This is a genomic window from Nocardia sp. NPDC006982, assembly GCF_042869435.1.
Lineage (GTDB): Bacteria > Actinomycetota > Actinomycetes > Mycobacteriales > Mycobacteriaceae > Nocardia.
Window position 1 is genome coordinate 169,908 of record NZ_JBIAFV010000013.1, and the last position, 24,186, is coordinate 194,093.

Here is a 24,186-nt window from a genome sequence, read left to right on the forward strand (position 1 = left end):
CTTCCTCCATGGCGAAATCTACGCCCGCCCGGTCAGGCCCCCGCCCCAGCGCGGCCATTTCGCCTTGGTCTTCGGTTCCTCCATGAGCGGTCCGCGCTCGATATCGGTGACCAACAGCGGCAGCCGCGGCGCGAGTTCGTCGAGCACCGCCAGCGTGTGCCCGCCCTGCGCGGCCCGGTACTCCGGCATGGTCAGGCCGACGATCTGCAGGAACTGCATCCGCCCGTGCGGTGTGTCGATGGTGCCGAGCTCCGGGTCGACGGTGAAGGCGACGGCTTGGATATCCGAATCCGGATGGTCCGCGGCGATCGGGCCGTTCGACTTGATGGTGTGGCCCGGTTCGAACCAATTCCCGGATTGGAACACATAGCGGGCCAGATTCTGCAGGAAGTTCGCGGGCCAGACCGGCGGTTTCTCGTCGGCCGGGGTGCGCAGCAAGCGGAAGGTGAATTCGAATCCCCAGCCCGATTCGTCCGGGTTATCCCATTCCTTCTCGTACAGCTCGGTCATGCCGTAGCTGATGTAGTGCCAGTGCGGGACCGGTTCGGTGCGCGGATAGGCGCTGATGCCGTCCAGCGGATCGGGCCCGCCGAGCGACCAGGGGACCCCCGTCCCCCAATGGCTGGGTGCGGTGTCGTGGTACAGCTGCTCCAACGCGGCGTCGATAGCGTTCCAGCCCGGACTTTCACTCACCTGGACACCATAAGGTCGGCGCCGATCATGCGCCGCGCTGCGCTGGATCGGCGGATCGTAAGCCATTGCCGGACAGCGATTTGCTGCTCGTACGACCCGGGTCGGCGCCACGGATCCCGGACTGGTCGGCCTGTCGGGAAAGGGCTGATCCGGCGCACCGGTAAGCTATAGCAATGGCGGATGGCATGGATTCCGACCTAGTTGCGGGGGAGCGACGCGCTGACCTCGAGCGTGCGCTGACCTATGTCTCCACCGAATCGCAGCCCGACGGCAGCTACATCATCAACGGCGACCTGCCGCCCGATGTCGCGCCACCGTTCATTCGGGCGATCATGCGGGTGGAGGCGGAGTTGCTGCTGAACGACGCGGAACTCGTAACGGTCGATGAGGGTGAACCACGCACGCCCGAGGAGCGCCGGGCCGATGCTTTCGTCGCATTGATACTCCGGGTGGACGACCGCAGCTCGGCCTGAGTCGGTGCTGAGCAGCGGGTCGGACCTTGCACTCGATACCCCAGAGTGCTAAAAAGGGCTTGGCACTCTCGACGTGTGAGTGCCAGGTCGGGACGGTGAGACCGGGTCACATCGACACCCTCGGTCGTCCGTCGCGGGCACCGAACCTGGCCAGCGTAAATGGGGCGATCCAACCTGCGATCGACCTGTGTGTCAGCCATATACATGTGGAGGATCTCAACGCAATGGCCAAGACAATTGCGTACGACGAAGAGGCCCGTCGCGGCCTCGAGCGGGGTCTGAACGCCCTCGCCGACGCGGTCAAGGTGACGCTGGGCCCCAAGGGGCGCAACGTTGTCCTGGAGAAGAAGTGGGGCGCCCCCACGATCACCAACGATGGTGTTTCCATCGCCAAGGAGATCGAGCTGGAGGACCCGTACGAGAAGATCGGCGCCGAGCTGGTCAAGGAAGTCGCCAAGAAGACCGACGACGTCGCGGGCGACGGCACCACCACCGCCACCGTGCTCGCTCAGGCGCTCGTACGTGAGGGCCTGCGTAACGTCGCGGCCGGCGCCAACCCGCTGGGTCTCAAGCGCGGCATCGAGAAGGCCGTCGAGGCCGTCACCACCAAGCTCCTCGCGACCGCCAAGGAGATCGACACCAAGGAGCAGATCGCCGCTACCGCCGGTATCTCGGCCGGCGACGCGTCCATCGGTGAGCTGATCGCCGAGGCCATGGACAAGGTCGGCAAGGAAGGCGTCATCACCGTCGAGGAGAGCAACACCTTCGGGCTCCAGTTGGAGCTCACCGAGGGTATGCGCTTCGACAAGGGCTACATCTCCGGTTACTTCGTGACCGACCCGGAGCGTCAGGAAGCGGTCCTCGAGGATCCGTACATCCTGCTCGTCGGTTCCAAGGTTTCCACCGTCAAGGACCTGCTGCCGCTGCTGGAGAAGGTCATCCAGGCCGGCAAGCCGCTGCTGATCATCGCCGAGGACGTCGAGGGCGAGGCCCTGTCGACTCTGGTCGTGAACAAGATCCGCGGCACCTTCAAGTCCGTTGCCGTCAAGGCGCCGGGCTTCGGTGACCGTCGCAAGGCGCAGCTCGCCGATATCGCCATCCTGACCGGTGGCGAGGTCATCAGCGAAGAGGTCGGCCTCTCCCTGGAGACCGCAGGCATCGAGCTGCTCGGCCAGGCCCGCAAGGTCGTCATCACCAAGGACGAGACCACCATCGTCGAGGGCGCGGGTGACGCGGAGGCCATCAAGGGCCGCGTCGCGCAGATCCGCACCGAGATCGAGAACTCGGATTCGGACTACGACCGGGAGAAGCTGCAGGAGCGTCTGGCCAAGCTGGCCGGCGGTGTTGCGGTGATCAAGGCCGGCGCCGCGACCGAGGTCGAGCTCAAGGAGCGCAAGCACCGCATCGAGGATGCCGTGCGCAACGCCAAGGCCGCCGTCGAGGAGGGCATCGTCGCCGGTGGTGGCGTGGCCCTGCTGCAGTCGGCTCCGGCGCTGGACGACCTCAAGCTCACCGGTGACGAGGCGACCGGTGCGAACATCGTGCGTGTCGCGCTGTCGGCTCCGCTGAAGCAGATCGCCTTCAACGCGGGCCTCGAGCCCGGCGTTGTCGCCGAGAAGGTCTCGAACCTCCCGGCCGGCCACGGCCTGAACGCCGACTCGGGCGAGTACCAGGACCTCCTGGCAGCCGGTGTCGCCGACCCGGTCAAGGTCACCCGTTCGGCCCTGCAGAACGCGGCCTCCATCGCGGCCCTGTTCCTCACCACCGAGGCCGTCGTCGCCGACAAGCCGGAGAAGACCGCCGCTCCCGCCGGCGACCCGACCGGTGGCATGGGCGGCATGGACTTCTGAGTCCCGCCTCTCTGCAACACATCTAGACCCGAAGGCCGGTCCACCAATGGTGGACCGGCCTTCGGTCTTTGGTTGGCCGATCAGAACGATGAATGGAATCGGGATAGCCGAACGGATCCAGACTGTTGGTTCGGTGGATATGGTTGGGGCGGGGGTTAATTCGAGGCGGCGCTCAGGTCCGGGGTGGGCCGGTTGGGGGTTTTAGAGGTGCCCTTGGCCGCTGGGGTGGGGGGTTCGATTTGTTGATCGGCAGCTGTCTCGGGCGCATTGTCGACTGTTGGATCGGAGTCGATTACCGGCGTGGGTGGGTTGGATTCGACTACCGGCGTGAGTGGATCGGAGTCGACGGCCGGGGTGGGGGGAGCGGGTTCGGCGGCCGGTGTGACGGTCGGCAGTTCGGGATCCGCGGGTTCGGTTGCGGCCGATTCGGCGGCGAACTCCGCGGCGGCGGCCAGGCGTAGACGTTCGGCGAGTTCGTTGAAGATGTAGAAGTTGGGGATCTGGCCAACGGGAGTGAGCGAGACCCAGTTGCCGTCGACCTTCATGCGGACCAAACCGCTTCGGGCGTCGATCAATTGGATCTGCTCCCAGGCGTAGGCCCGGCTGTGGAAATAGAGCGCGGCCAGGTCGAGGGCGATTTCGCCGAAATGGACGGTCGCGCCGTCATCGATGGCGGCAACGGCGCGGGGGAGCTGGGCCAGAGTGACGGCCGACTGAATGGCCCTGCCCCACTCACGCGCGTCCCCGAACAGGGTGTCGTCGAATGCGGCCTCGGCACCATCGGGGCCCGACATCCGCAGCGAGTACTCGGTGTGCGCGGAATTCTGGAACGGGATGACCTGCTGCCGCACTTCGGCACTGTCCCAGCGGAACCCGGCCACCTGCTCACCGGAGCGGTACACGGTCATGCCGACATCGAAAAGATCCAGCCGCGCGGCGCGGTGCCGCCGATTGCGCCGCCCGCGGAAGAATGCCAGCGATGCGGGCACCAGGCCGAGGAGACCGACCGCGAGCGCACCGGGATAGGCCCCGACCGTCACGCAGATTACTCCGACGGCTGTGAACCCGCCCGCGACGATCCCGCAGCCACGCACGAAAGTATCGCTCGCAGGCGCCGGTAGAAAGGTCTGTCGGTGCGTGCCGAGCTTCTGATATTCGGCCATCAAGTGGATCAGCTGCGACAGTGGAACCTTTTGTGGCCCGCCGGTTCCGACATCGCCATGGCTCGGAGTGGTCAATTGTCCCTCCATGAGGCGGTTTTCCTCCGCGGCGAAGCGTATGACACTCGCCCGAAGGTCGCCACCCCAGCCGCGTGCCCGGTCAGTCGGCCGAGCTTACGTCATCGCGGCGGCATACCTGCGATGGGTGCGGGCGTTTCGTCGTGATTTAGATCAAGTTGTCATATGGCGAATAGGCCGATGGCCGGTCCGCTGAACGAACCGGCCGTGCGGCGGGATCAGATTCCGTCGACTGTCAGGACAGCGAATGGCATGGTCGGGGTGCCAGGGCCCATCGGCCCGCCCTTATCGAATTGGGAAGAGACGACCAGCGTTCGACCATTGCTGTGTACCAATGTGGTGGGAATGCGCAGGGAGTCATCGGTGACCGTGCGTTCCAGCTCGACGGTCGCGCCGTCATCGCTGATCTTCCAGCGGGTAATGGTGTTGCTCGCATTCTGGGCCGCCCACAGCGTGCTGCCGTGCAGTTCCAGTCCGTCACCGTGTTTCAGGTCGGGGCCGCGCATGGTCACCTTGCGAATTTCCGGCGAATTCGCCGCGGTCGCAACGCGATACAGCTCACCGGAGTTCATATCGACGATCAGTAGATAGCGGCCGGAATCGTCGGACACGATGCCGTTCAAGGTAAATGCGTCGGGCGCGTGTGGGCCGATAATGGAGCTCAGGTCGAATTGCGTTGTCAGATCCGCCTTTCCGCCGTGCGCCGCGGTGACCTGCGCCGGGGTGACCCGGTAGACCACCGGTCGCAGGCTGTCGGTCAGATATGCGCTGCCGTCCGGCGTAATGGCCAGATCATTGACCAGGCTCGGTTCGGTGCCGGTGATATCGAAGCGGGCGACCAGCGCACGGCTGCCGGTGTCGTACACCGCGACTCCGGCGGTCGAGTCGATTACCCACAGTCGTCCTGCCGCATCGACTTTCAAACCATTGGCGGTTTTGCGGCCGTCGGTCCCCTCGGGCAGGAAGATTTCGGCTCGCGTTGCGCCGGGTGTTGCGCGGTAGACGGCGCCGTTGGCGTATGAGCCGACGTAGGTGTCACCGGTGCGGGGATCGACGGCGATGCCCTCCGGGTAGACGCGATCACCGGGCAGTTCGTAGGCGGTGCTGATGTGGCTCGCCGGTTGGCTCGCGGCCTGCGTCGCGGTGCCGCACGCCGTGACGGCGGTGCAGGCGATGGCGGTGGCGATGGTCGAGATGGTGCGGAACATGCCCTTGGCTCCTGATAGTCGAACATCTGGATGCATTCACATCTTAAGATGTTCACGAACATATATTAGAACTCTAATCAACGTCAAGAGTCTAATCAGTAGACGGGCAGTTACCATGCGGATATGACGTCCATGCACTCCTCCGAGCGCCTCGGCTCGTATATCAAGCGCGCTGAACAGGCCCTCAACTCGGCGAAGAGCGCGGCGCTCAAACCGGCGGGCCTCACCGTTCCCCAGTACGGGGCCCTGCTGTTCCTCATCGAAAATCCGGGTATCAATGCCGCCGCGCTGGCCCGGCTGTGCGGGGTGACCCCGCCGACCATGAATACGATCCTGACCAATCTCCAGGACCGCGGGCTCATCGAGCGCACCCCGCATGCCTGGCACAAGAACGTCCTGGAGACCCGTCTCACCGAAGCGGGGGCGGCGCTCGCGCAGGAGGCGGACGTGAATGCCGTCCGCGTGGAACGCGCACTGGCCGACGAATTCACCGAGGCCGAACATGCCGCGCTACGTGAACTGCTCACCCGCTGCGCCGACCTGCTCGACTCCATCCGCCCCGAATCCGCGCCGAAAAAATAGCTCCCGGCTCGTATCGACCCGGGAGCTATTGGGGTACAGGCGATTTCACGCCGGAACGACCACCGCCGTTTCGGCGCGTTCCGGTCGGCGCAGGGTTGCGACGCCTAGCGCGAGGGCGACGAAGCCGACCGCGGCGGAGGTCCACGGGAGCCAGCTCGCGCCCGACGAATCGAGCACCGTGCCGCCGAGCAATGAACCGATGCCGCTGCCGAGGTAGATGGCCGAGCCATTGAGTCCGAGCGCGACGGTCGGCGCATCATGGGCAATGGCGAAGAGTCGCAACTGCTGCGGGATCAGGATCGCGGATCCGAAGAGACCGGTCAGGCCGAGTACCGCGAAGACCGCCCAGTGGGCGTGGGTGGCCGGGCCGAGCAGCATCAGGCCGACGAGACTGCCGACGAGTCCGACGGTCAGTGTGCCTGCCGGGCCGAAGCGGTCCACCGCCCGGCCCGCCTGGGAGTTGCCGATGACCTGCCCGATGCCCATGACCAGCAGTAGCCACGCGAGTTGTCCCTGCGGCACCGATGGGGCAACGACGACCGGCAGGTAGACGATGGTCGTATAGGCCGCGGTCATCTGCAGCGTCGTCACCAGCAGAACCCGCAGTACGGCGGGCCGGGCGAGCACGCCGACGCGATCGCGCAATCCGGTACTCGGCAAGGTGACGCGCGGCAGCAGCAGCACCAGCGCGGCCGCGATGGCGCCGCCCGCGGCGATCGCCCAGAGCACCCCGCGCCAGCCGATCCAACGCTCCACGAAGATGCCGATCGGCACGCCCGCGACGGCGGACAGCGTGATTCCGGCGGTGACGACCGACAGCGCCCGGCCGCGGTGCGCGTCGTCGGCGACCACCCCGGCCACGGCGAAGGCATTGGCCTGGAATGCCGCCGCGCCGATCGCGGCAACGATGCGTGCTGCGGCCATCACCGAAAAGTCCTGCGCCGCAGCCTGTCCGATCATGCCGATGACGAAAAGCGCCGCACCGCCGCCCAATACCCAGCGCCGGTCCCAGGACCCGGTCGCGCCGCGATGATCGGCGAGGCGATGGCGTAGGTCCAGGCGAACATGGTGGTGAGCTGGCCCGCGGTGGCCACCGAAACATCCAGGTCGCGGGCGATGAGCGGGAGCATGCCATTGAGGACGAAACCGTCGGTGCCCAGCACGAAGGTGCCGACGGCGAGCGGGATCAGAGATCGGTACAGATTGTTCGATGATTGTCGAAGCATCTTATGATGCTGAGATATAATTCGATGGTTGTCAAACGATCGGAGGATGAACGTGCGCCAGCTACCGCAGCCGAGCACCGGTGACCTGGACCTGATCCGGGTGCTCAGCGCCATCGCCGATCCGATCCGGCTGGAGCTGATCCGCTCGCTCGCCGGGGTCCGCGAACCGCTCAGTTGTGCCATCGACAAATTCGATGTCGAGATCACCGCCGCTACCGCATCGCACCACTGGAAGGTGCTGCGCGACGCGGGTGTCACGACCACCTACGTCTCCGGCCGCAACCGACTCGTCGAACTGCGGCGTGACGAGCTGGAGGAACGTTTCCCCGGCCTGCTCGATGCGATCATCAACGGCTCGCAATCCTGACCCGAGCGCATCGACCGCCTGCTATTCAAACGCCCCAAAAGTATTGGCTTTACCGGCGATTCCGTAACAGGTGCACTTGGGGTGGGCACAAGCCTTGAACGTCACTCGGGGGTGGGGACAATGAACGGATTCATGGTCGTGATCGTGATCGGCATCGTGCTGTTGTTCGGCGCGCTGGTGATGATCAATCGCGCGAACCGCGACAATCTGCGACGCCGCAACCGCCGCAGTCGGAGTCGATGGGCCGCGGGCGGCGGTGGTGACGCAGGCGGCGGCTGCGGCGGCGGCTCCAGCTGCGGTGGTGGCTCCAGCTGCGGTGGTGGCTCTAGCTGCGGTGGGGGCGGCTGTGGCGGAGGCGGCGGCGGTGGTTGTGGCGGCGGCAGCTGATTCAGTCCGGCAGCAGACTCTGAAATGCGCTGTCCACCAACATCCTTCGCTGTTCCTCGGTACTCGGGAGCGCGTCGGGGGAGACGCGGGCCAGTTGGTTGAAGCCGTGGTAAATGCTCACGGCGACAACCGCTCTGGTCCGCGCCTGCCCGGCGGTCAGTCCCAATTCACGTAGCAGTTCAGCCACGTATTCGATGCGCCGGTCCGCGACCCGGCGCAGCGTCGCGGCGACCGATGCCTGGTCCGCCGAGGCCAATAGCGCCAATTCGATGCGTCCGGTGGCCGCGTAGTCGATGACCTGGGCGAAAAGTCGATGCAACCGCTCGGCCGGATCGGTCTCGATGGCGATCTCGGCGATCACATCGTCGGTGCTGCGCTGCTCCCAGCGCGCCAGTGCCGCCTCGACGAGGGCCGCGCGGTCCTTGAAATGCCAGTAGAAGCTGCCCTTGGTGGTGCCGAGCCGCTTGGCGATGGGCTCGACGGCGACTGCCGCCAGACCGCCCTCCGCCAGCGCGTCTAGTGCGGCCTGTGCCCAATCGCCGGCGCTGAGCCGTGTCTTCGCGGTCGCATCCCCTTGTGCCATTCCCGTACGCTACCGTATGGTCATTCCATACGCTCCCGTATGGGTAATCGGAGGAATGCGATGCCGAGTTATCGACGAGTCGAAATTCCCGAACGAGCCACGCTGGCGCGTTCGTCGGAGGCCGATTGGGATTACATCGATTCCTACGTAATAACTTTGCCACCTGGCGCACCCGTCGATCCTCGGAATTGGACCCGAAAGATATTCTTCGGCAACCCTTTTCCCGATCGCGAATGCGATGAACGCGAGCATGTGACCGCCGATGCGATGACGGTCCTCGACTTTGTCGTCTCGGTTCTCGTCGACGACGGTACGGTCACCATCACTTCACTGGTCAAGTATCGAAATAACTGGGGCCGAAGGTATTTCGCCGTCGTGCGGCCATTCCACAGTCGCGTCGTGCCGTGGATGCTCGCGCGCGCCGCCCGCAGTTTCGCCCGCTGACGCGCCGTTTCGAACGGATGCGGGGACGACTCTGTTCTGCGGTCGTAGGCTGAACCCATGTCTGGCGACATACGCGGTGTGCTCTACGACATCGACGGCGTGCTGGTGACCTCCTGGCATGAGATCGACGGTGCGGTCGATGCCGTGCGCCGCGTGCGCGAAAGCGGCTTGCGCCGAAGGTTTCTCACCAATACCACCTCCCGCACCTGCGATGAGATCGCCGAGCGACTGCGCGACGCCGGGTTCGATGTCGATACCGCGGAGATCGTCACCGCCGCCCGGCTCACCGGCGAATATGTGGGCCGCCGCTACCCGGATGCGGCAGTATGGGTGCTCAATCACGGCGATATCGCGGCCGACCTCGCCGAACTGACTCTCGACGACGAAGATCCGGATGTCATCGTAATCGGCGGCGCCGGTGCGGAATTCACACATGATGCGCTGAGCCGGGTGGCCGAGCTGATGCTGGACGGTATTCCGGTCGTCGCGATGCACAGCGGCCTGACCTGGGCCACCGATACCGGGCTCCGCATCGACGCGGGCGCGTATCTGCCGGGTCTGGAGGCGGCGGGCAATGCCGAGATCGCGGTGGTCGGCAAGCCCGCGGCGGCCGGATTCCGTACCTGCGCTGACCTTATGGGTCTCGAGCCTGCCGAGGTGTTGATGATCGGTGACGATCTGCACGCTGATGTGCTCGCCGCCCAACATGCCGGTATGACCGGAGTTCTGGTGCGCACCGGCAAATTCCGGCCCGCCGTTCTGGCGGCGGCTTCGGCCGCGCCGGATCACGTCATCGATTCCGTCGCGGAACTGCTCGCGTTGTTGAAAGGTCTGTCGAAAGAATTATTCTAAAAAAGTCCTGCAAAATACTTTCGGCGTGCCGAACCTCTCGGTATCCTCCGTTGCGGCAAACAGTCAGTGACGCCCGCTGTGGCGGCAGTTAGATCGGAGCACGGCATCCGGCAAGCGCAATAGCAACCGAGCGGCCAACTTTCGGCTAACACCTGTTTGGCCGAAGGTTGAGACGAACGGCCCGATCCATGACGAGGGGATCGGGCCCTTCGGTATTGTCTGCCCCAATGTCACAGGATGCGAATACGGGACGAATGTATGCCGGGCAACCCGTAGAGGACCGGCAACGTCAGCGGCGTGCGCGTTTTCTGGAATCGGGCCTGACGGTCTTTGCGCGCGATGGCTACGCCAATAGTTCGGTCGGCGCTATCTGTAAGGACGCCGGACTCTCCTCGAGGCAGTTCTATGAGGAGTTCACCGGCCGCGAATCCCTCCTACTCGAACTCTACGAGCAGATCGATAGGGAATCGCGCGATGCGGTGACCGCCGCCCTCGAGAAGAAATCCGATGCGACCGCGCTGGAGATCATCGATGCCTCGGTGCGCGCCTACGTCGAATCCATCGGCTCCGATCCGCGCAAGGCGCGGGTGGCGCTGGTAGAGGTCGTCGGCGCCGGGCCGAAGGTGGAGAAGTTCCGGCTGGAGTTGCGTCGCGTCTGGGGTTCGCTACTCGCCGGCGCCGCGGAGGATGCCGCCTTGCACGGCGAAATCCCAACGGGCGACTACGAGATGCGGGTGCTGGCCATCATCGGCGCGGTCAACTACGTGGTGGATTCCTGGAGCGGTTCGGATCCGCGGCCGCCACTGGACGACGTGATCCGGGTGCTCAGCCGAGTGATCATGGGCGCGGTCGGCGCGTAGTTGCGGCGGCCGTCGGCTAGCGTGCGTTCTGTGGAGACGGTTCCCATCCAGATGCCGGACGGCACCACCGTGCCGGTGCGGCTGTTCCCGGCGACCGGTGCGCATCGGCATCCGGTGCGCCCGGATGCGCCGCGTCCGGTGGTGGTGATGGTGCCCGGCCTCGGTGTCCCGGCCGGGTACTACGAACTGTTCGCCCAGGAGCTGGCCGCGCGCGGCTTCGATGCCGCGATCGGTGAGCTGCGCGGCACGGGTGACAGTCGCCCGCGCCCGAGCGCCGCGAGCACCTTCGGCTACCACGAACTGGCATCGGTCGACTTCCCGGCGATCTTCTCGGTGGTGCGCGACCGGTTCCCGGACAGCACCCCGTATCTGCTCGGCCACAGCATGGGCGGCCAGCTCGCGGTGCTGTATGCGTCGCGGATCCGCGGCCGCCTGGGTGGGCTGATCCTGATCGCCTCCGGCACCCCGTATCACCGTGGATTCCGGGGTATTTTGGGTCCTGGCATGCTGGCCGGCACCGCGGTCATGTCGCTGACGGCCAATCTGGCCGGCTTCTGGCCCGGCGACCGCATCTCGCTCGGCGGCTTCGGACGGCAGTCGAAGGTGCTGATGTCGGACTGGGCTCGGTTGGCCCGCACCGGCCGCTTCGTGCCCGTCGATGCGGATATCGACTACGAGGAGCGGATCGCCAGACTGAAGTTGCCGGTGCTGTCCATCACCATGACCGGCGACGATCTCACGCCGAGCAGTTCGGCCGCACATATGCTGGCCAAGATGCCCGAGGCCGAGGTGACCACCTGGGTACAACCGGAACCATTGGGGCACAACGGCTGGATTCGTCGGTACGGCAGCACGGTCGATCAAATCGAAAAGTGGTTGCGGGACCGCTAGATGGGGACCGCGCGCGCCTACGTCGCGACGAAGCGCAATCGAGCAAGCTGTCATAAGCTGGTGCTCGTGTCGAATGAGCAACGGCGGCAACTACATCTGGATGTCATCGCGGAATTCCGCGCCAATGCGGGAAAGGTCGGCGGGCAGTTCGCGAACATACCGCTGCTACTGCTGACCACCACCGGCGCCCGCACCGGCGAATCCCGAACCTGGCCACTGGCTTTTCAGCGCGACGGTGACCGGGTAGTGGTCTACGCCGCCAATGGCGGCCGGCCGAATCGTCCGGGGTGGTACCACAATCTGACCGCGCACCCCGAGGCCGTCGTCGAAGTCGGTACCGAATCGTGGCCGGTGTTCGCATCGGTTGCGGAAGGCGATGAGCGGCAACAGCTTTGGGAAAGCAAGCTGGTCGACGCGCCATTCCTCGCCGACTTCCAGGCCAAGGTCTCCTGGCAGATCCCGGTGGTCATCCTGGCTCCGGCGAACGGCAATTCCTAAGTGGGGTCGGCGGTTTCGCTGAGGTGTTTTGCGAAGCCGTCGAGCATTGCGGTTAGGCCGATTTCGAAGTGGTCGGTGTTTGCGGTGGCGTCGTCGGCGGCGGCGAGGGTGTTGTAGGCGGGGGTGTTCGGGGCGGGTTTGCGACTGCGTTGGGATGCTACGGCGGCTACGGTGTGGCTGAGGATGTGTCCGACTACGTATTCGCGTAGGCAGCGGGCGAATTGCAGGGCTACCGTGGGGGTGAAGCCGACGCCTTGGAGGCGTTCGACCATCCAGTTTCCGGTTTCGATTGCCGCGGCGCTGCGGACCGGTCTTGTTGCGAAGATCGGGACGGCGTTCGGGTGGCGGCGGAGTGTGGAACGGAGGCGATGTGCGTAGGCGCTCATCAAGTCCGGCCAATCTTCCTGCCACGGAAGGGTTTCCATTTCGAGTTCGTCGAACATCGCTTCGGCGATGCCGTCGAACAGGTCCTGCTGATCGGTGAAGTGCCGGTAGGCCGCCATCGGGTCCGCCCCCAGAGCCACACCTAATTTCCGCATGGTGAAGCCGTCGAGTCCGGCGGTATCGATGACGGTCAGCGCCACCGCGGCGATATAGTCGCGATTCAGTGCGATCCGGGTAGTCGGCTTTTTCATGCGCTGATCAGCTCCACCAGCCGGGTGACGAACTCCTTCGGCTGCAACTGGTAGGGCACATGTCCGCCAGGGAATTCCACACAGTCGCGGCCGAGTTCGTCGGCCAGTGCGTGCGCTGCGACGTAGTACGGCTTGCCGACGCTCTCGCGTCCGGTCGCCAGCTGCCACGGCACGTCGACCTTCCGGAGGGCGGCCAGGTCCGGGTGGTAGTCGAAGCAGAAGGCGGGCAGTTCGCGTCGCAGCAGCAGGTCGGCATTGTTCAGTTGGCGGCTCATGGTCGCCGGCTGAGTTCGGGTGATCCGGCGAAGTGCGGCTCCGATCGCGAGCGATGCGCGACTTGCACCGGCCATCAGGGCTTGTCCCGCATTCGATCGGAGGATCCGTGGCACATTCGGCATGGTCATAACGCCGAATGCCGCGAACGCGCGCATCGGACTCTTCGCAACGGCGAGTGCGCCAATGTCGGCGATCTCCTGCCGCGCAGGGCTTTCGACGGACAGCAGTTGGACCAGCGGCGGTTCGTGCACGACTGCATCGATAAGCCGATCTGTGTGTGCGGCGAGCAATTCGAGCGTGATGATCGCGGCACCGCTGCTGCCGAAGACGTGTGCGCGCTCGATCGCGTAGGCGTCGAGGACCGCGATGACATCCGCCGCCTGCGTCGCGACATCGATCGCGGCGTGCGAATCCGTGAGCGGGCTTCGCGAATTGCCGCGCCGGTCGAAGGTGATGACGCGGTAGCGGTCGGCCAACAGGGGAACGACGGCCTCGTACATTCCGGCATCACCACCGCCACCGGAGATCAGGACCAGATCCGGTCCGGTTCCGGCCGCTTCGGTGTGCAGTCGCGCGCCGGGGGTATCGACGATTCGCATGACGACTCCTTGTCTACAGCGTAGACCGAGTCTACGTCGTAGACATACCGCCGCAACAGGTCGGCCCGGTGCAGGATGCACCGGGCCGGTTGGACCTGATTACCGCTCCATCAACATCTGGGTGAAGAACTCGTAGATGAGTCCGGCCTGGAATGCCGACTGCTTGTTGTCGGCCGCACCGCCGTGGCCGCCCTCGATGTTCTCGTGGTACCAGATGGTGTGGCCCTGTTCCTCCAGCAGCGCCGCCATCTTGCGGGCATGGCCCGGGTGGACCCGGTCGTCGCGAGTGGAGGTGGTCAGCAGGATCGGCGGGTAGGACGCGTCGGCGCGGACGTTCTGGTAGGGGGAGTACTTGCTGATGTACTCCCACTCCTCGGGCTTGTCCGGATCGCCGTATTCGGCCACCCACGACGCGCCGGCCAGCAGCAGGTGATACCGCTGCATATCGAGCAGCGGGACCTGGCAGACGATGGCGCCGAACAGTTCCGGATAGCGGGTCAGCATGACACCCATGAGCAGGCCGCCGTTGCTGCCGCCTACCGCACCCAGTTGTTCATGCGTGGTGATGCCGCGGGCCACCAGATCCCTGGCGATCGAGGAGAAGTCCTCATAGACCTTGTGCCGGTTGGCCTTCTGCACCGCGGTGTGCCACTGCGGTCCGTACTCGCCGCCGCCGCGGATATTGGTCATCACCCAGGTGCCGCCGCGTTCCAGCCAACCCATGCCGGAGGCGCCGCTGTAGGCGGGGGTGCGGGATACCTCGAAGCCGCCGTAGCCGGACATCACTGTCGGGCCGGGGGAGTCCTTACGGTCGCGGTGGCGGATCACGAAGTACGGCACCATGGTTCCGTCATCGGAACGCGCGAAGAACTGCTCGGTCTCGATGCCGTCGGCGTCGAAGAAGCCGGGTTCCTGTTTGAGTTGTTCGGTTCGGCCGCCGACCGCGCTGGCGAGCAAGGTGGCGGGAGTGGTGAATCCGCTTGTGGTCAGCATGAATTCGTCGCCGCCCTCGAGCGGGTCGAGATTCATCACGCTGGTGGTCGCCATCGGCGGGGTGTCGGCGAGCGGCTCCTGTTGCCAGCCGTCCGGACCGGGGGTGAGGACGTAGAGCTTGGTCTGCACATCCTCGAGGGTGATCAGCAGCAGATGGTTCTCGGTCCAGCCGTAGCCGTGCAGTGAAGTGTGCTCGTCCGGGGTGAAGATCACCTCGAATTCCCTTGCGCCGGAAAGGAATTTCTCGAAGTCCATGGCCAGCAGCGCACCGGCCGGGTAGGTCTTGTCACCGATTTCCCACGGCGACTTCAGTCGGACCAGGAACCAATCCTTGTACCAGGACTCGCTGGCGTCGGTCGGTACATCGAGATGCCGCAGACTGCCGTCGCTTTCGAGCAGATACACCTCTTCGTTGAAGAAGTCGGTGGCGCGGCCGACGAAATGCCGTTCATAGCCGGGTGTCCGGTCGTAGCCTGCCGAGACCGCGACATCGCCCGCCTCGCCCTCGAATACCGTTTCGGCCTCGGTGAGCGGGGTGCCGCGCCGCCAGCGCTTGGCGATTCGCGGATAGCCGGAATCGGTGAGCGAACCGGGCCCGAAATCGGTGCCTACGTACACCGAGTCGATATCGATCCAGCGGATCTCGGATTTCGCCTCGGGCAGGAAGTAACCGCCGTCGGCCGGCTCGATGAATTCCCTTGTTTCGATATCGAATTCGCGCACGACCTTGGCATCCGCACCGCCACGGGACAGGCTGATGAGCGCACGCGACTGTTCCGGCCGCAGCACCGCGGCGCCGCCCCATACCCAGTTCTCGCCCTCGGCGGTGCCGAGCGCGTCCAGGTCGATCAGCACGTCCCAGTCCGGCGCTTCCTTGGCGTATTCGGCGAAGGTGGTGCGCCGCCACAGCCCGCGCGGATGTTCGGCATCGCGCCAGAAGTTGTAGAGCCAGTGGCCGCGCCGGCCCGGGTAGGCGATCTTGGTGTCGGTGTCGAGCATGTCCAGGATGCGGCGCTCGAGCTCGGTGAACCGATCGGAGCTGGCGAACCGCTCGACAACCACCTCGTTGTGCGCGCGGGCGAAGTCGAGGGCCCGCTCATCGGTTACTTCTTCGAGCCACAGGTAGGGATCGGTCACAGTTTGCTCAACGCCCGTCATGTCCACATTGTTGCCGAGAGGCTTTAAAGGTGAGATATCACTCGATGAATCGGGCAATTCGGGCGGCCTGTTACCGGTTGCTAGACATCGGTGCGAGTAGTGACATACGTACCGGTCGGATCAGTAGGATCGCTGCTCCGATACCGAACCGAGGCGGAAGGTGGCCGGTTTGCCACAGTTTCTCTGGGAGCAGCACTGCTGCCTGCCATTACTGCATTCCGCTCGGATCGCCGACCTGGCGCGGTATCCGCTGGGGTCGTATTTATCGGTGAACGTCGGGTATTCACACCAGTCGACCGAGGATTCGCTCGCGCTGCTACACAAGTTTCGCCGGGATGCGCTGGGCGACGGTCGGTTCCGGCTGGTCGAGCGGTTCGCCGATATCGGTGCCGCCGATACCATTTCGCTGGCCTTCGACCTGGAGGATTCCGGGCCGCTGGGTGGTGATCCGGACAACCTCGAGATGTTCTACGAACTGGGCGTTCGCTCAATGCTGCCGACGTACAACCACGCCAATGCGGCGGGTTGCGGCTGTCTTGATACCGACGACACCGGACTCACCGCCTACGGCCGAGATCTGGTCCGCAAACAGAACGAGGTCGGCATATTCGTCGACGGTTCGCACTGCTCCCGCCGCACCGGACTGGACCTGGCCGAATGCACCGAAGTTCCGATGATCTACAGCCATTCCAATTTCGCCGCGCTGTGGGCGCATCCGCGCAATATCACCGATGAACAGGCGCGGGCCTGTGCCCGGACCGGTGGCGTTATCGGTATCAATGGAGTGGGGATCTTCCTGGGCCAGAATGCGATCGATGGCCGGGCCGACCGGGTCGCGGCAATGGCCGCGCATATCGAATACGGTGCGGAACTCGTCGGGATCGAACATATCGGCATCGGATCCGACTACTCCTTCGATGCCGAGGATTTCAACGACATGCTCACGCAGGATCCGGGGGCGTTTTCCGACGCGTATACCAAGTGGGGGCCGCTGCAATGGGTGCCGCCGGAAGATCTGCTCGGACTGAGTGAGTTACCCGGCCTGGATGCCGTACTCGCCGATCGCGGATTCAGTGCGGCCGATCGAGCGGCGGTGTTCGGTGGCAACTTCGCCCGTATCGCACGGCAGGTCTGGCGCGACTGAGGTCCCTGGTCGCGCGCCGGCGACAAGCCGCCTCAGTTCGGAACCGGGGTCGGTCGCGGGTGTGCGGCAGTGCGCCGTCTCGAGTAAATAATGTTCACGAGACAGCCGCTGTGGTGTGCCGTGTACATCAACCGGCGTGCCACGGAGCCGAGAGCCAATGGCTATTGAACCTGATGGCGGTACGAGCGGATTTAGTTCACCGCCGAACTGGGCCGCGCGCGACAGCCAAGGCGATATCTGCCTCCGTATCGGTCCGCGCACCCGAAAGCCGCGGCACTATGTGGCGCGTATCGCATAGTTGCGGGGGGACGGTGGGTGAAGTTTGCTCGACAGAGTTAGGCTCGACGGCGTGACTTCCCATTACGACGTTGTCGTTCTCGGTGCCGGTCCTGGCGGTTATGTCGCCGCCATCCGCGCGGCACAACTTGGCCTCCGTACCGCGATCGTCGAGCAGAAGTATTGGGGTGGTGTCTGCCTCAACGTGGGCTGCATCCCTTCCAAGGCGCTGCTGCGCAACGCGGAACTCGCGCATATCTTCACCAAGGAAGCCAAGACCTTCGGCATCTCCGGCGACGTGAGCTTCGACTTCGGCGTCGCGTTCGACCGCAGCCGCAAGGTCGCCGACGGCCGGGTCAAGGGCGTCCACTTCCTGATGAAGAAGAACAAGATCGACGAGTTCGACGGTAAGGGCACCTTCACCGACGCGAACACCCTCTCGGTCGCCCTGTCCAGCGGCGGCACCGAGACGATCACCTTCTCGAACGTGATCATCGCCACCGGCACCGTCACCAAGCTGCTGCCGGGCACCTCGCTCAGCGCCAATGTGGTGACCTACGAGGAGCAGATCCTCACCCGCGACCTGCCCGGCTCGATCCTCATCGTCGGCGCTGGCGCGATCGGCATGGAGTTCGGCTACGTCCTGAAGAACTACGGCGTCGACGTGCGCATCGTGGAGTTCCTGGACCGTGCGCTGCCGAACGAGGACGCCGACGTCTCCAAGGAGATCACCAAGCAGTACAAGAAGCTCGGCATCACCATCACCACCGGTGCGGCCGTGCAGTCGATCGACGACGACGGCTCCAAGGTCACCGTCTCGATCAAGGACAACAAGACCGGCAACCTGGAGACAGTCACCGTCGACAAGGTGCTGCAGGCCGTGGGCTTCGCGCCCCGGGTCGAGGGCTACGGCCTGGAGAACACCGGTGTCGCGCTCGAGCGCGGCGCCATCGTCATCGACGACAACATGCGCACCAATGTGCCGCACATTTACTCCATCGGTGACGTGACCGGGAAGCTGCAACTGGCTCACGTCGCGGAGGCCCAGGGCGTCGTCGCCGCGGAGACCATCGCCGGAGCGCCGACGGTCACCCTCGGCGACTACCGGATGATGCCGCGCGCCACCTTCTGCCAGCCGCAGGTCGCCAGCTTCGGCCTCACCGAGCAGCAGGCCCGCGACGAGGGCTACGACGTGAAGGTCGCCACCTTCCCGTTCACCGCCAACGGCAAGGCGCACGGCCTCGGCGATCCGACCGGGTTCGTCAAGCTGGTCGCCGACGCCAAGTACGGTGAACTGCTCGGCGGCCACCTCATCGGTCCGGACGTCTCCGAACTGCTGCCGGAGCTGACCCTGGCCCAGAAGTGGGACCTGACCGTCAACGAGCTGACCCGCAACGTGCACACCCACCCGACGTTGAGCGAAGCCCTGCAGGAAGCGTTCCACGGCCTCGCCGGCCACATGATCAACTTCTGATCCGTGTCGAAGACGGTGGTGTTCGGGCCGAAAGGTCCGGGCGCCACCGTTTTTCATTGGAGCTGAACAATGCGACGCAAATGGTTGATCGGTAGTGCGCTGGTGCTCGTGGTGGCGTTGGCGCTGGCGGTCGGCGGCTACTACCTGATGAACTCGCGCACCTTCCAACTGGCGGGGCGGTTGGTGAACCGGGTCGATACGACCGACAAGGTGGTCGCATTGACCCTGGACGACGGACCAACGGACAAAGCGCCGGAAGTGCTGAAAGTCCTTGCCGAAGCCCAAATTCCGGCCACCTTCTATCTCATGGGCCGGGATCTGGCCGCGCATCCCGAATACGGCAGGGCCATTGCGCAGGCCGGTCACGAAATCGGCAATCACACCTACAGCCATCGCCGCATGGTGCTCGTCTCCGGCGATACCGTCCGCGACGAGATCGAACGAACCGACGCGGAAATCGCGAAAACCGGTTACCAGGGTCCGGTCACCTTCCGCCCGCCGTACGGCAAGAAGCTCTGGGCGCTCCCGAAGTATCTCTCCGACCACGACCGCACGACGATCACCTGGGATGTGGAACCCGACTCGGGCAAGCAGGCCGATACCGACGCCATCGTCGCCGAAACCGTCTCCAAGGTGCGGCCCGGCTCCATCGTCCTACTGCATGTCATGGGCCAGTGGCACGAATCCCTCGCCGCCATTCCGCGCATAGTCGGCGAACTCCGGTCCGCCGGTTACCAATTCGTCACGGTGTCGGAGCTTCTGAAGCACTGAGAATGGTCAGAGCATGCCGTAGGCGTGGGTGGGTGTAAGGCGAACGAGGGCGCGGCGGTCGGTGACCATGGCCTTGCGGTATTCGTCCCAGTCGGGGTGCTCGCCCGAGCCCGCTCGGTAGTAGCCGACCAGTTCGTCGACAGTGGAGTCGTTGGGATCGGCGGCGACGGGCGTGAGATCGACCGTGCCCTCGATGACGGCGTAGGCGAAGAAGTCGTCGCGGGTGACGTGGATGGCGGCCCACGGATCGCGCACCAGATTGTGATACTTGGCCCGGTCGGCGGTGATGGAGATGCGGATGATCCCGTCGTCACCGACTACATGCAGCACATTGGACAGCTGTGGGCGACCATTGCGCCGGATCGTCGTGAGCACGGACCGCTTCGTGGTCCGCGCGAAATCAACAGCCGAGGAAATTTCCATACCCACACCAACCCACCACAACTCCCCGACCTTCCCCCTGGTCAGTTGATCACCATGTAATGGTTGCGGCATCGGTCGAGAGACCTCCACCACCGGTACATAGTGAACATTCGACCAGAGTGCCCCTCGGCGGGGCGCGCATCGGTCGAGCAAGTCGTGACCTGCGCGGTGGAGGTCAGTCGCGGTGGTAGGCGGCTTGGGCTTCGTGGACGCGGGGCATGTTGGTTTCGAGGATCTGGATGAGGTCTTCGAGGCGTTCGGCGACCAGGGCGCCGAGTTCGGTGAGGGTGTATTCGACTCGCGGGGGGATGGTTTCCTGTACCTCGCGATGGACCATGCCGTCGCGCTCCAGGGCCTGCAGGGTCTGCGAGAGCATGCGCTCGCTGACACCGTCGACGCGACGGCGCAGGGCGCTGAACCGGTACGGCCCCTCGCGCAGCGCGACCAGGGCGAGGGTGCCCCAGCGGCTGGCCACATTCTGGAGCACCGGTCGTGACGTGCAGTTCCGGGCGAATACGTCGGCTTCCAGCGTCGGATCGTCGGTATCCACCAACGGCTTGCGCTGAGTCGTCATGGAATCGATAGTACCCAACTTGACCAAAGTGTCTACAGAATGCATAGTGCTAACTATTAGTTAGTACTTGATGAAACGTACAGACCCATGGAGGTAAGTCATGACCGTCGCGGTAACCGGAGCCGGTGGGCAGTTGGGCCGTCTCGTCGTCGAGGCGCTGTTGCGCGAAGGGGCCACGCCGGTGGTCGCGATCGTGCGTGATCCGCAGAAGGTCGCCGATCTGGCCGAGCGGGGCGTCGATGTCCGGCAGGCCTCCTATGACGACGCCGAAGCGCTCGACCGCGCCTTGGCCGGTGTCGACCGGGTGCTGCTGGTCTCCGGCAACGAATTCGGTGCGCGAGTCACCCAGCACACCAACGTAATTCGGGCCGCCGAGCGTGCGGGCGTGAAACTGCTCGCCTACACCAGCATTCCGCGCGCCACCGAGAACCCGCTCATCCTGGCCCAGGAGCACCGGGGCACCGAGGAGGTGCTCGCGGAATCGACTGTCCCGCACACACTCCTGCGCAACGGCTGGTACTGGGAGAACTACTTCGGTGCACTCGGGCACACGGTCGAGTCCGGCGTGCTGCACGGCGCCGCGGGTGCGGGTCGCGTCGCCGGTGCCGCGCGCGCCGACTACGCCGAGGCGGCCGCCAAGGTGCTGACCACCGACGGTCACGCGGGCCGGATCTACGAACTCGGCGGCGATGAACGCCTCACCTATGCCGAACTCGCCCAGGTGATTTCGCAGGCCTCCGGCAAGCCGGTGCGCTATGAAAACCTGTCCAAGCAGGACTACAGCGCGGCGCTCGAGCAGGCCGGTCTGCCCGGCAACTACGCCGCGGTGCTCGCGGATGCGGACGCCGGAGTCGGCGACGGCATCCTCGATGTGGACTCCGGCGACCTCCAGAAACTGCTCGGTCGCCCCTCCACCCCCGCCGTCGAGGTCTTCCGCGCCGCCCTCGCCTGAGGTATCCAGGGGTGGGTTCACCGGGTTGCACGCCGCCGTCGCAACATAGCGATACGCGTGCAAATCCGGTGTGCATCAAATGAATTGGTTGACCAAGACGTCGAGGTCGTATGCCGCCCCAGCTCCACGCATCGAAAGGCAGGACACCGGACTTGCACGCCGTATTTCGGCCGCGCGTTGTCCGCGCTCGTCGTTACGGCGTGCAATCCCGTTATATGTCAATGGAATTGGTAGCTGAGCGGGGTCTTACGCCGCCGCAGCGTTACGCGACCATGGGTAGGTTCGCCGGGCTTGCGCGGTGCGGCCGCGAGACGTTGACACGACATGCAAGCCCATGGTGAATCAACCGACCTCGACTCCAATCAGACCCACTGCACCAATTGCAGGATGATGCCGTTCGGATCGGCCGTCTGGAAGTAGCGCTCACCCCAGGGTTCGGTCTCGATCGGGGTGACGATCGGCACACCCTCGCCCTGGAGCCGTTCGTACTCGGCATCGATGTCATCCACGACGAATGCGACAAGTAGTCCCTCGCCCGCACTCCCCGCTTTGTCTTTCGGCTTGAAGCTGTCGAGACCCGTGCGCAGATAGCACAGGGTGAAACCGGCATCGGGTCGGGCGACCGAGACGAAACCGTCGGCCGACATCTGCTCGGTGAAGCCGAGGTGGTCGATGGCGAACTTTGCCGAGGCCTGCGGATCGGCGACATTGAGCGAGATGGCGGAAGCGGTGATTTGCACAAGATCCTCCTCGGGAACGAGACTCGAACACTCTACTAAGTACGCTGTACGTTGTAGAGGAATTTCCGAGTGGCTGCACTGTTATGTGGGTCACGTCGATACGATCAGCTTTTCGCGCAAGGGATCTCGCGAATACGAGGAGGCGGCATGGCCGAGCAGTCACGGGACCGCAGCAGCGCGGGCGATCCCTTGCGCACCCTGGAGCTGCTGTGGCGTGTGCCCGCCGCATCGGTGCGCGGACCGAAGCAGCGCAGCAGTGTGGATGCCGTGGTCGCGGCGGCGATCGAAATCGCGGATGCGGATGGGATCGGCGCGCTCACCATGCGAGCCGTCGCCACCAAGCTGGGCTTGACCCCGATGGCCACCTACACCTACGTGCCGGGCAAGGCGGAACTCGTCGACCTCATGATCGACGCTGTCTATCGGGAGATGTCGCGTGCCGACCTGACCGACCTGCCCTGGCGCGATCGTGTCACGACGATCGCCGCCGAGAATCGCGCCATGCTGGTCCGCCACCCGTGGGTCGCCTATCTGCCGACCACGCGGCCACCGCTCGGCCCGGGCGTCGCCGCCAAATATGAGCACGAACTGCGCGCCTTCGACGGCCTTGGTCTTGGCGACCTCGAAATGGACGCCGCCGTCACTTACGTCCTCGGCTTCGTTACGTCGGTGGCGCGCATCGCCATCGACACCGAACGCGCCGCCGCCGAGAGCGCCATGTCCGACCGGCAATGGTGGGAACGTGCCGCCCCGCTACTGGCTCAGTTCTTCGATGCCGAGCGCTATCCGCTGGCCGCCCGCGTCGGCGCGGTCGCGGGGCAGGCGCACGACTCCGCCTACAGTGCCGACCACGCCTACGAATTCGGTCTGGTGCGAGTCCTGGACGGCCTGGCCCAGCTCATCGAAAACCGCTGAGCCGCAGGGCTTACTGATCACCGGTCTCGTTGTGGGGTTTCGGATGCCGCGCGGTGTCCGCACCGCTGGGAAGCAGGAAGCTGGTGATCACGATGGACAGAAGAATGAATCCCGCCACGATCAACACGAGGCTGACAGTCATGACGGCCCCTTTCTCTATCGAGCCGACAGCAAATGGTCAGCTAGCTTGATGGAGGGGTTTCCGATCCTGGTGCCGTCACACTATGGCGTGCGACACACGTCGGTATGTGTCTCGAAAGCTATGGTTACTGCGTGACGACGGGATGAAATCGTCACTCTGTGCGTGTCGCGTTTCAGTTTAGGGGCTGTCGGGGGTGATCGCTCTGGAATTGCTAAATCGAGAATGGGCAGCGTTGGCGAGAGGTGGCGAATTGCGCCAACGCCGCAGTCGCTCAGACGCCGTCGCGCTGGATCCGCAGCGCGGTGATGGTCGCGGCCAGCCCCTCGTACTGATTGATGAGCAGCACGATTTCGATCAGGCTGCGCTCGTCGTAGTGCTCGGCAAGTGCGGACCAGGTGGCGTCGTCGATATCGCGGGTTTCGACCAACTTGTCGACGGCGGTGATCAGTGCGCGATGCTTATCCGACCACCCGTCGGCCGCGGGGCCGGTGCGAACCCGGTCCAGGATCTCCGGCGTGACGCCCGCCCGCCTGCCGAGTCGAATGTGATGGTCCATTTCGTAGGCGCAGTCGCGCAGTTGTGCGACGCGCAGGATGACCAGCTCGGATTCGTGCCGGGGCAGTCGGCCGCCCGGCATCAATCGCCCGGAGAAGTGCAGCCAGCCGCGGAACAGTCCCTTGGTGCGGCCGAGTGTGCTGAACAGATGTGCGTCGTCCGTCCCCGCCGCGCGTGAAAGTATCTGCCAGACAACCCAATTGATCGGCCCCAGCTCGCGGAACCGACCGGGTGAAATGCGTGGTTGCAACGCCGAAACCATGCTCATGCCTCCTTGTCCGCCGCCGGTGGCGGGGTCCGTGCTGCCGGACCGAATCCGAGCGTACTAGCGGGTAGGCCGGCGATCGGCGGCCCGGCGGCACCGAATGTGCGGTGCGTGGTTCCGGGACCTCGGCTTATCCGCGCGG

General features: G+C 64.9%; 29 protein-coding genes. 15 read left to right on the forward strand and 14 right to left on the reverse strand.

The window, feature by feature from the left end; all coding sequences use genetic code 11:
- Positions 1-18 precede the first annotated feature (18 nt).
- Entirely contained in the window at positions 19-693 is a 675-nt protein-coding gene (locus tag ACFYOW_RS36670) for a suppressor of fused domain protein (protein WP_387294639.1), read from the reverse strand.
- A 185-nt stretch (positions 694-878) separates the two neighbouring features.
- Here ACFYOW_RS36670 and ACFYOW_RS36675 point away from each other — a divergent pair, with 185 nt between their 5' ends.
- Both ACFYOW_RS36675 and groL read left to right on the forward strand, forming a co-directional pair.
- Positions 879-1,166, forward strand: coding sequence for a hypothetical protein (locus ACFYOW_RS36675; RefSeq protein ID WP_245721169.1), 288 nt, complete (start codon positions 879-881; stop codon positions 1,164-1,166).
- Between the two features lie 224 nt (positions 1,167-1,390).
- Positions 1,391-3,016 (forward strand): chaperonin GroEL, encoded by a 1,626-nt coding sequence (gene groL, locus ACFYOW_RS36680; protein WP_387294640.1) that lies wholly within the window; start codon positions 1,391-1,393, stop codon positions 3,014-3,016.
- A gap of 155 nt (positions 3,017-3,171) precedes the next feature.
- Here groL and ACFYOW_RS36685 read toward each other — a convergent pair whose 3' ends face one another.
- Together ACFYOW_RS36685 and ACFYOW_RS36690 are read right to left on the reverse strand one after the other, a co-directional pair.
- Positions 3,172-4,254: a DUF6585 family protein gene (locus ACFYOW_RS36685; protein ID WP_387294641.1), complete on the reverse strand. Its 1,083-nt coding sequence runs from the start codon at positions 4,252-4,254 to the stop codon at positions 3,172-3,174.
- Between the two features lie 218 nt (positions 4,255-4,472).
- Positions 4,473-5,462, reverse strand: a complete 990-nt coding sequence (locus ACFYOW_RS36690) for an SMP-30/gluconolactonase/LRE family protein (protein ID WP_387294642.1) — start codon at positions 5,460-5,462, stop codon at positions 4,473-4,475.
- 123 nt (positions 5,463-5,585) lie between these two features.
- On the opposite strand from ACFYOW_RS36690, the gene ACFYOW_RS36695 reads away from it, so the two are divergent.
- Positions 5,586-6,044 (forward strand): MarR family winged helix-turn-helix transcriptional regulator, encoded by a 459-nt coding sequence (locus tag ACFYOW_RS36695; RefSeq protein ID WP_387294643.1) that lies wholly within the window; start codon positions 5,586-5,588, stop codon positions 6,042-6,044.
- Between the two features lie 45 nt (positions 6,045-6,089).
- Here ACFYOW_RS36695 and ACFYOW_RS36700 read toward each other — a convergent pair whose 3' ends face one another.
- Both ACFYOW_RS36700 and ACFYOW_RS36705 read right to left on the reverse strand, forming a co-directional pair.
- Entirely contained in the window at positions 6,090-7,004 is a 915-nt protein-coding gene (locus tag ACFYOW_RS36700; RefSeq protein WP_387294644.1) for an MFS transporter, read from the reverse strand.
- A complete protein-coding gene (locus ACFYOW_RS36705; protein ID WP_387294645.1) occupies positions 7,001-7,270 on the reverse strand; it encodes a hypothetical protein in 270 nt (89 codons plus the stop codon). The genes ACFYOW_RS36700 and ACFYOW_RS36705 overlap by 4 nt, the downstream gene beginning before the upstream one ends.
- A 46-nt stretch (positions 7,271-7,316) precedes the next feature.
- On the opposite strand from ACFYOW_RS36705, the gene ACFYOW_RS36710 reads away from it, so the two are divergent.
- Together ACFYOW_RS36710 and ACFYOW_RS36715 are read left to right on the forward strand one after the other, a co-directional pair.
- The gene (locus ACFYOW_RS36710; RefSeq protein WP_387294646.1) at positions 7,317-7,637 is read left to right on the forward strand and encodes an ArsR/SmtB family transcription factor; all 321 of its coding nucleotides are present in this window, start codon (positions 7,317-7,319) and stop codon (positions 7,635-7,637) included.
- A 120-nt stretch (positions 7,638-7,757) separates the two neighbouring features.
- Entirely contained in the window at positions 7,758-8,024 is a 267-nt protein-coding gene (locus ACFYOW_RS36715; RefSeq protein ID WP_387294647.1) for a hypothetical protein, read from the forward strand.
- A gap of 1 nt (position 8,025) precedes the next feature.
- Here ACFYOW_RS36715 and ACFYOW_RS36720 read toward each other — a convergent pair whose 3' ends face one another.
- Positions 8,026-8,607, reverse strand: coding sequence for a TetR/AcrR family transcriptional regulator (locus tag ACFYOW_RS36720; RefSeq protein WP_387294648.1), 582 nt, complete (start codon positions 8,605-8,607; stop codon positions 8,026-8,028).
- Positions 8,608-8,667: 60 nt separating this feature from the next.
- Here ACFYOW_RS36720 and ACFYOW_RS36725 point away from each other — a divergent pair, with 60 nt between their 5' ends.
- The 5 genes from ACFYOW_RS36725 (at position 8,668) to ACFYOW_RS36745 (ending at position 12,152) form a co-directional block, all read left to right on the forward strand.
- Positions 8,668-9,051: a DUF2867 domain-containing protein gene (locus ACFYOW_RS36725; RefSeq protein ID WP_387294649.1), complete on the forward strand. Its 384-nt coding sequence runs from the start codon at positions 8,668-8,670 to the stop codon at positions 9,049-9,051.
- Positions 9,052-9,108: 57 nt separating this feature from the next.
- The gene (locus ACFYOW_RS36730; RefSeq protein WP_387294650.1) at positions 9,109-9,903 is read left to right on the forward strand and encodes an HAD-IIA family hydrolase; all 795 of its coding nucleotides are present in this window, start codon (positions 9,109-9,111) and stop codon (positions 9,901-9,903) included.
- Positions 9,904-10,130: 227 nt separating this feature from the next.
- Positions 10,131-10,763: a TetR/AcrR family transcriptional regulator gene (locus ACFYOW_RS36735; protein WP_040696569.1), complete on the forward strand. Its 633-nt coding sequence runs from the start codon at positions 10,131-10,133 to the stop codon at positions 10,761-10,763.
- A 30-nt stretch (positions 10,764-10,793) separates the two neighbouring features.
- The gene (locus tag ACFYOW_RS36740) at positions 10,794-11,654 is read left to right on the forward strand and encodes an alpha/beta fold hydrolase (RefSeq protein ID WP_387294651.1); all 861 of its coding nucleotides are present in this window, start codon (positions 10,794-10,796) and stop codon (positions 11,652-11,654) included.
- Between the two features lie 66 nt (positions 11,655-11,720).
- Positions 11,721-12,152, forward strand: a complete 432-nt coding sequence (locus ACFYOW_RS36745; protein WP_387294652.1) for a nitroreductase family deazaflavin-dependent oxidoreductase — start codon at positions 11,721-11,723, stop codon at positions 12,150-12,152.
- On the opposite strand, the gene ACFYOW_RS36750 is transcribed toward ACFYOW_RS36745, so the two are convergent.
- The 3 genes from ACFYOW_RS36750 to ACFYOW_RS36760 form a co-directional block, all read right to left on the reverse strand.
- Positions 12,149-12,787, reverse strand: a complete 639-nt coding sequence (locus ACFYOW_RS36750) for a TetR/AcrR family transcriptional regulator C-terminal domain-containing protein (protein WP_387294653.1) — start codon at positions 12,785-12,787, stop codon at positions 12,149-12,151. The two genes, ACFYOW_RS36745 and ACFYOW_RS36750, sit on opposite strands and share 4 nt — an antisense overlap.
- On the reverse strand, positions 12,784-13,662 hold the full coding sequence (locus tag ACFYOW_RS36755) for an alpha/beta fold hydrolase (RefSeq protein WP_387294654.1): 879 nt from the start codon (positions 13,660-13,662) through the stop codon (positions 12,784-12,786). Before ACFYOW_RS36755 ends, ACFYOW_RS36750 begins: the two co-directional genes overlap by 4 nt.
- A gap of 99 nt (positions 13,663-13,761) precedes the next feature.
- Entirely contained in the window at positions 13,762-15,813 is a 2,052-nt protein-coding gene (locus ACFYOW_RS36760; protein ID WP_387294655.1) for a prolyl oligopeptidase family protein, read from the reverse strand.
- 169 nt (positions 15,814-15,982) lie between these two features.
- On the opposite strand from ACFYOW_RS36760, the gene ACFYOW_RS36765 reads away from it, so the two are divergent.
- The 3 genes from ACFYOW_RS36765 to ACFYOW_RS36775 all read left to right on the forward strand — a co-directional run bounded on the left by ACFYOW_RS36765 (position 15,983) and on the right by ACFYOW_RS36775 (position 19,478).
- The gene (locus tag ACFYOW_RS36765) at positions 15,983-16,957 is read left to right on the forward strand and encodes a dipeptidase (protein WP_387294656.1); all 975 of its coding nucleotides are present in this window, start codon (positions 15,983-15,985) and stop codon (positions 16,955-16,957) included.
- A gap of 349 nt (positions 16,958-17,306) precedes the next feature.
- Positions 17,307-18,707, forward strand: coding sequence for a dihydrolipoyl dehydrogenase (gene lpdA / locus ACFYOW_RS36770; RefSeq protein WP_387294657.1), 1,401 nt, complete (start codon positions 17,307-17,309; stop codon positions 18,705-18,707).
- A 69-nt stretch (positions 18,708-18,776) separates the two neighbouring features.
- Positions 18,777-19,478, forward strand: coding sequence for a polysaccharide deacetylase family protein (locus tag ACFYOW_RS36775; RefSeq protein ID WP_387294658.1), 702 nt, complete (start codon positions 18,777-18,779; stop codon positions 19,476-19,478).
- A 6-nt stretch (positions 19,479-19,484) separates the two neighbouring features.
- Here the strand turns inward: ACFYOW_RS36775 and ACFYOW_RS36780 are convergent, their stop codons facing one another.
- A complete protein-coding gene (locus ACFYOW_RS36780) occupies positions 19,485-19,901 on the reverse strand; it encodes a PPOX class F420-dependent oxidoreductase (protein WP_387294659.1) in 417 nt (138 codons plus the stop codon).
- 175 nt (positions 19,902-20,076) lie between these two features.
- Positions 20,077-20,475 (reverse strand): winged helix-turn-helix transcriptional regulator, encoded by a 399-nt coding sequence (locus ACFYOW_RS36785; protein WP_387294661.1) that lies wholly within the window; start codon positions 20,473-20,475, stop codon positions 20,077-20,079.
- Positions 20,476-20,575: 100 nt separating this feature from the next.
- Between ACFYOW_RS36785 and ACFYOW_RS36790 the strand changes: the two genes are divergently transcribed.
- The gene (locus ACFYOW_RS36790) at positions 20,576-21,427 is read left to right on the forward strand and encodes an SDR family oxidoreductase (RefSeq protein WP_387294663.1); all 852 of its coding nucleotides are present in this window, start codon (positions 20,576-20,578) and stop codon (positions 21,425-21,427) included.
- Between the two features lie 362 nt (positions 21,428-21,789).
- On the opposite strand, the gene ACFYOW_RS36795 is transcribed toward ACFYOW_RS36790, so the two are convergent.
- The gene (locus tag ACFYOW_RS36795) at positions 21,790-22,167 is read right to left on the reverse strand and encodes a VOC family protein (protein WP_387294664.1); all 378 of its coding nucleotides are present in this window, start codon (positions 22,165-22,167) and stop codon (positions 21,790-21,792) included.
- A 147-nt stretch (positions 22,168-22,314) separates the two neighbouring features.
- Between ACFYOW_RS36795 and ACFYOW_RS36800 the strand changes: the two genes are divergently transcribed.
- Positions 22,315-23,082, forward strand: a complete 768-nt coding sequence (locus ACFYOW_RS36800; RefSeq protein WP_387294665.1) for a TetR/AcrR family transcriptional regulator — start codon at positions 22,315-22,317, stop codon at positions 23,080-23,082.
- A 10-nt stretch (positions 23,083-23,092) separates the two neighbouring features.
- Here the strand turns inward: ACFYOW_RS36800 and ACFYOW_RS36805 are convergent, their stop codons facing one another.
- Complete coding sequence (locus ACFYOW_RS36805) at positions 23,093-23,224, reverse strand: hypothetical protein (RefSeq protein WP_281197609.1); 132 nt, start codon at positions 23,222-23,224, stop codon at positions 23,093-23,095.
- A 271-nt stretch (positions 23,225-23,495) separates the two neighbouring features.
- Positions 23,496-24,029 carry a carboxymuconolactone decarboxylase family protein gene (locus ACFYOW_RS36810; RefSeq protein ID WP_387294739.1) on the reverse strand — a complete coding sequence of 178 codons (534 nt, stop codon included), beginning with the start codon at positions 24,027-24,029 and terminating at the stop codon, positions 23,496-23,498.
- Positions 24,030-24,186: the final 157 nt, after the last annotated feature.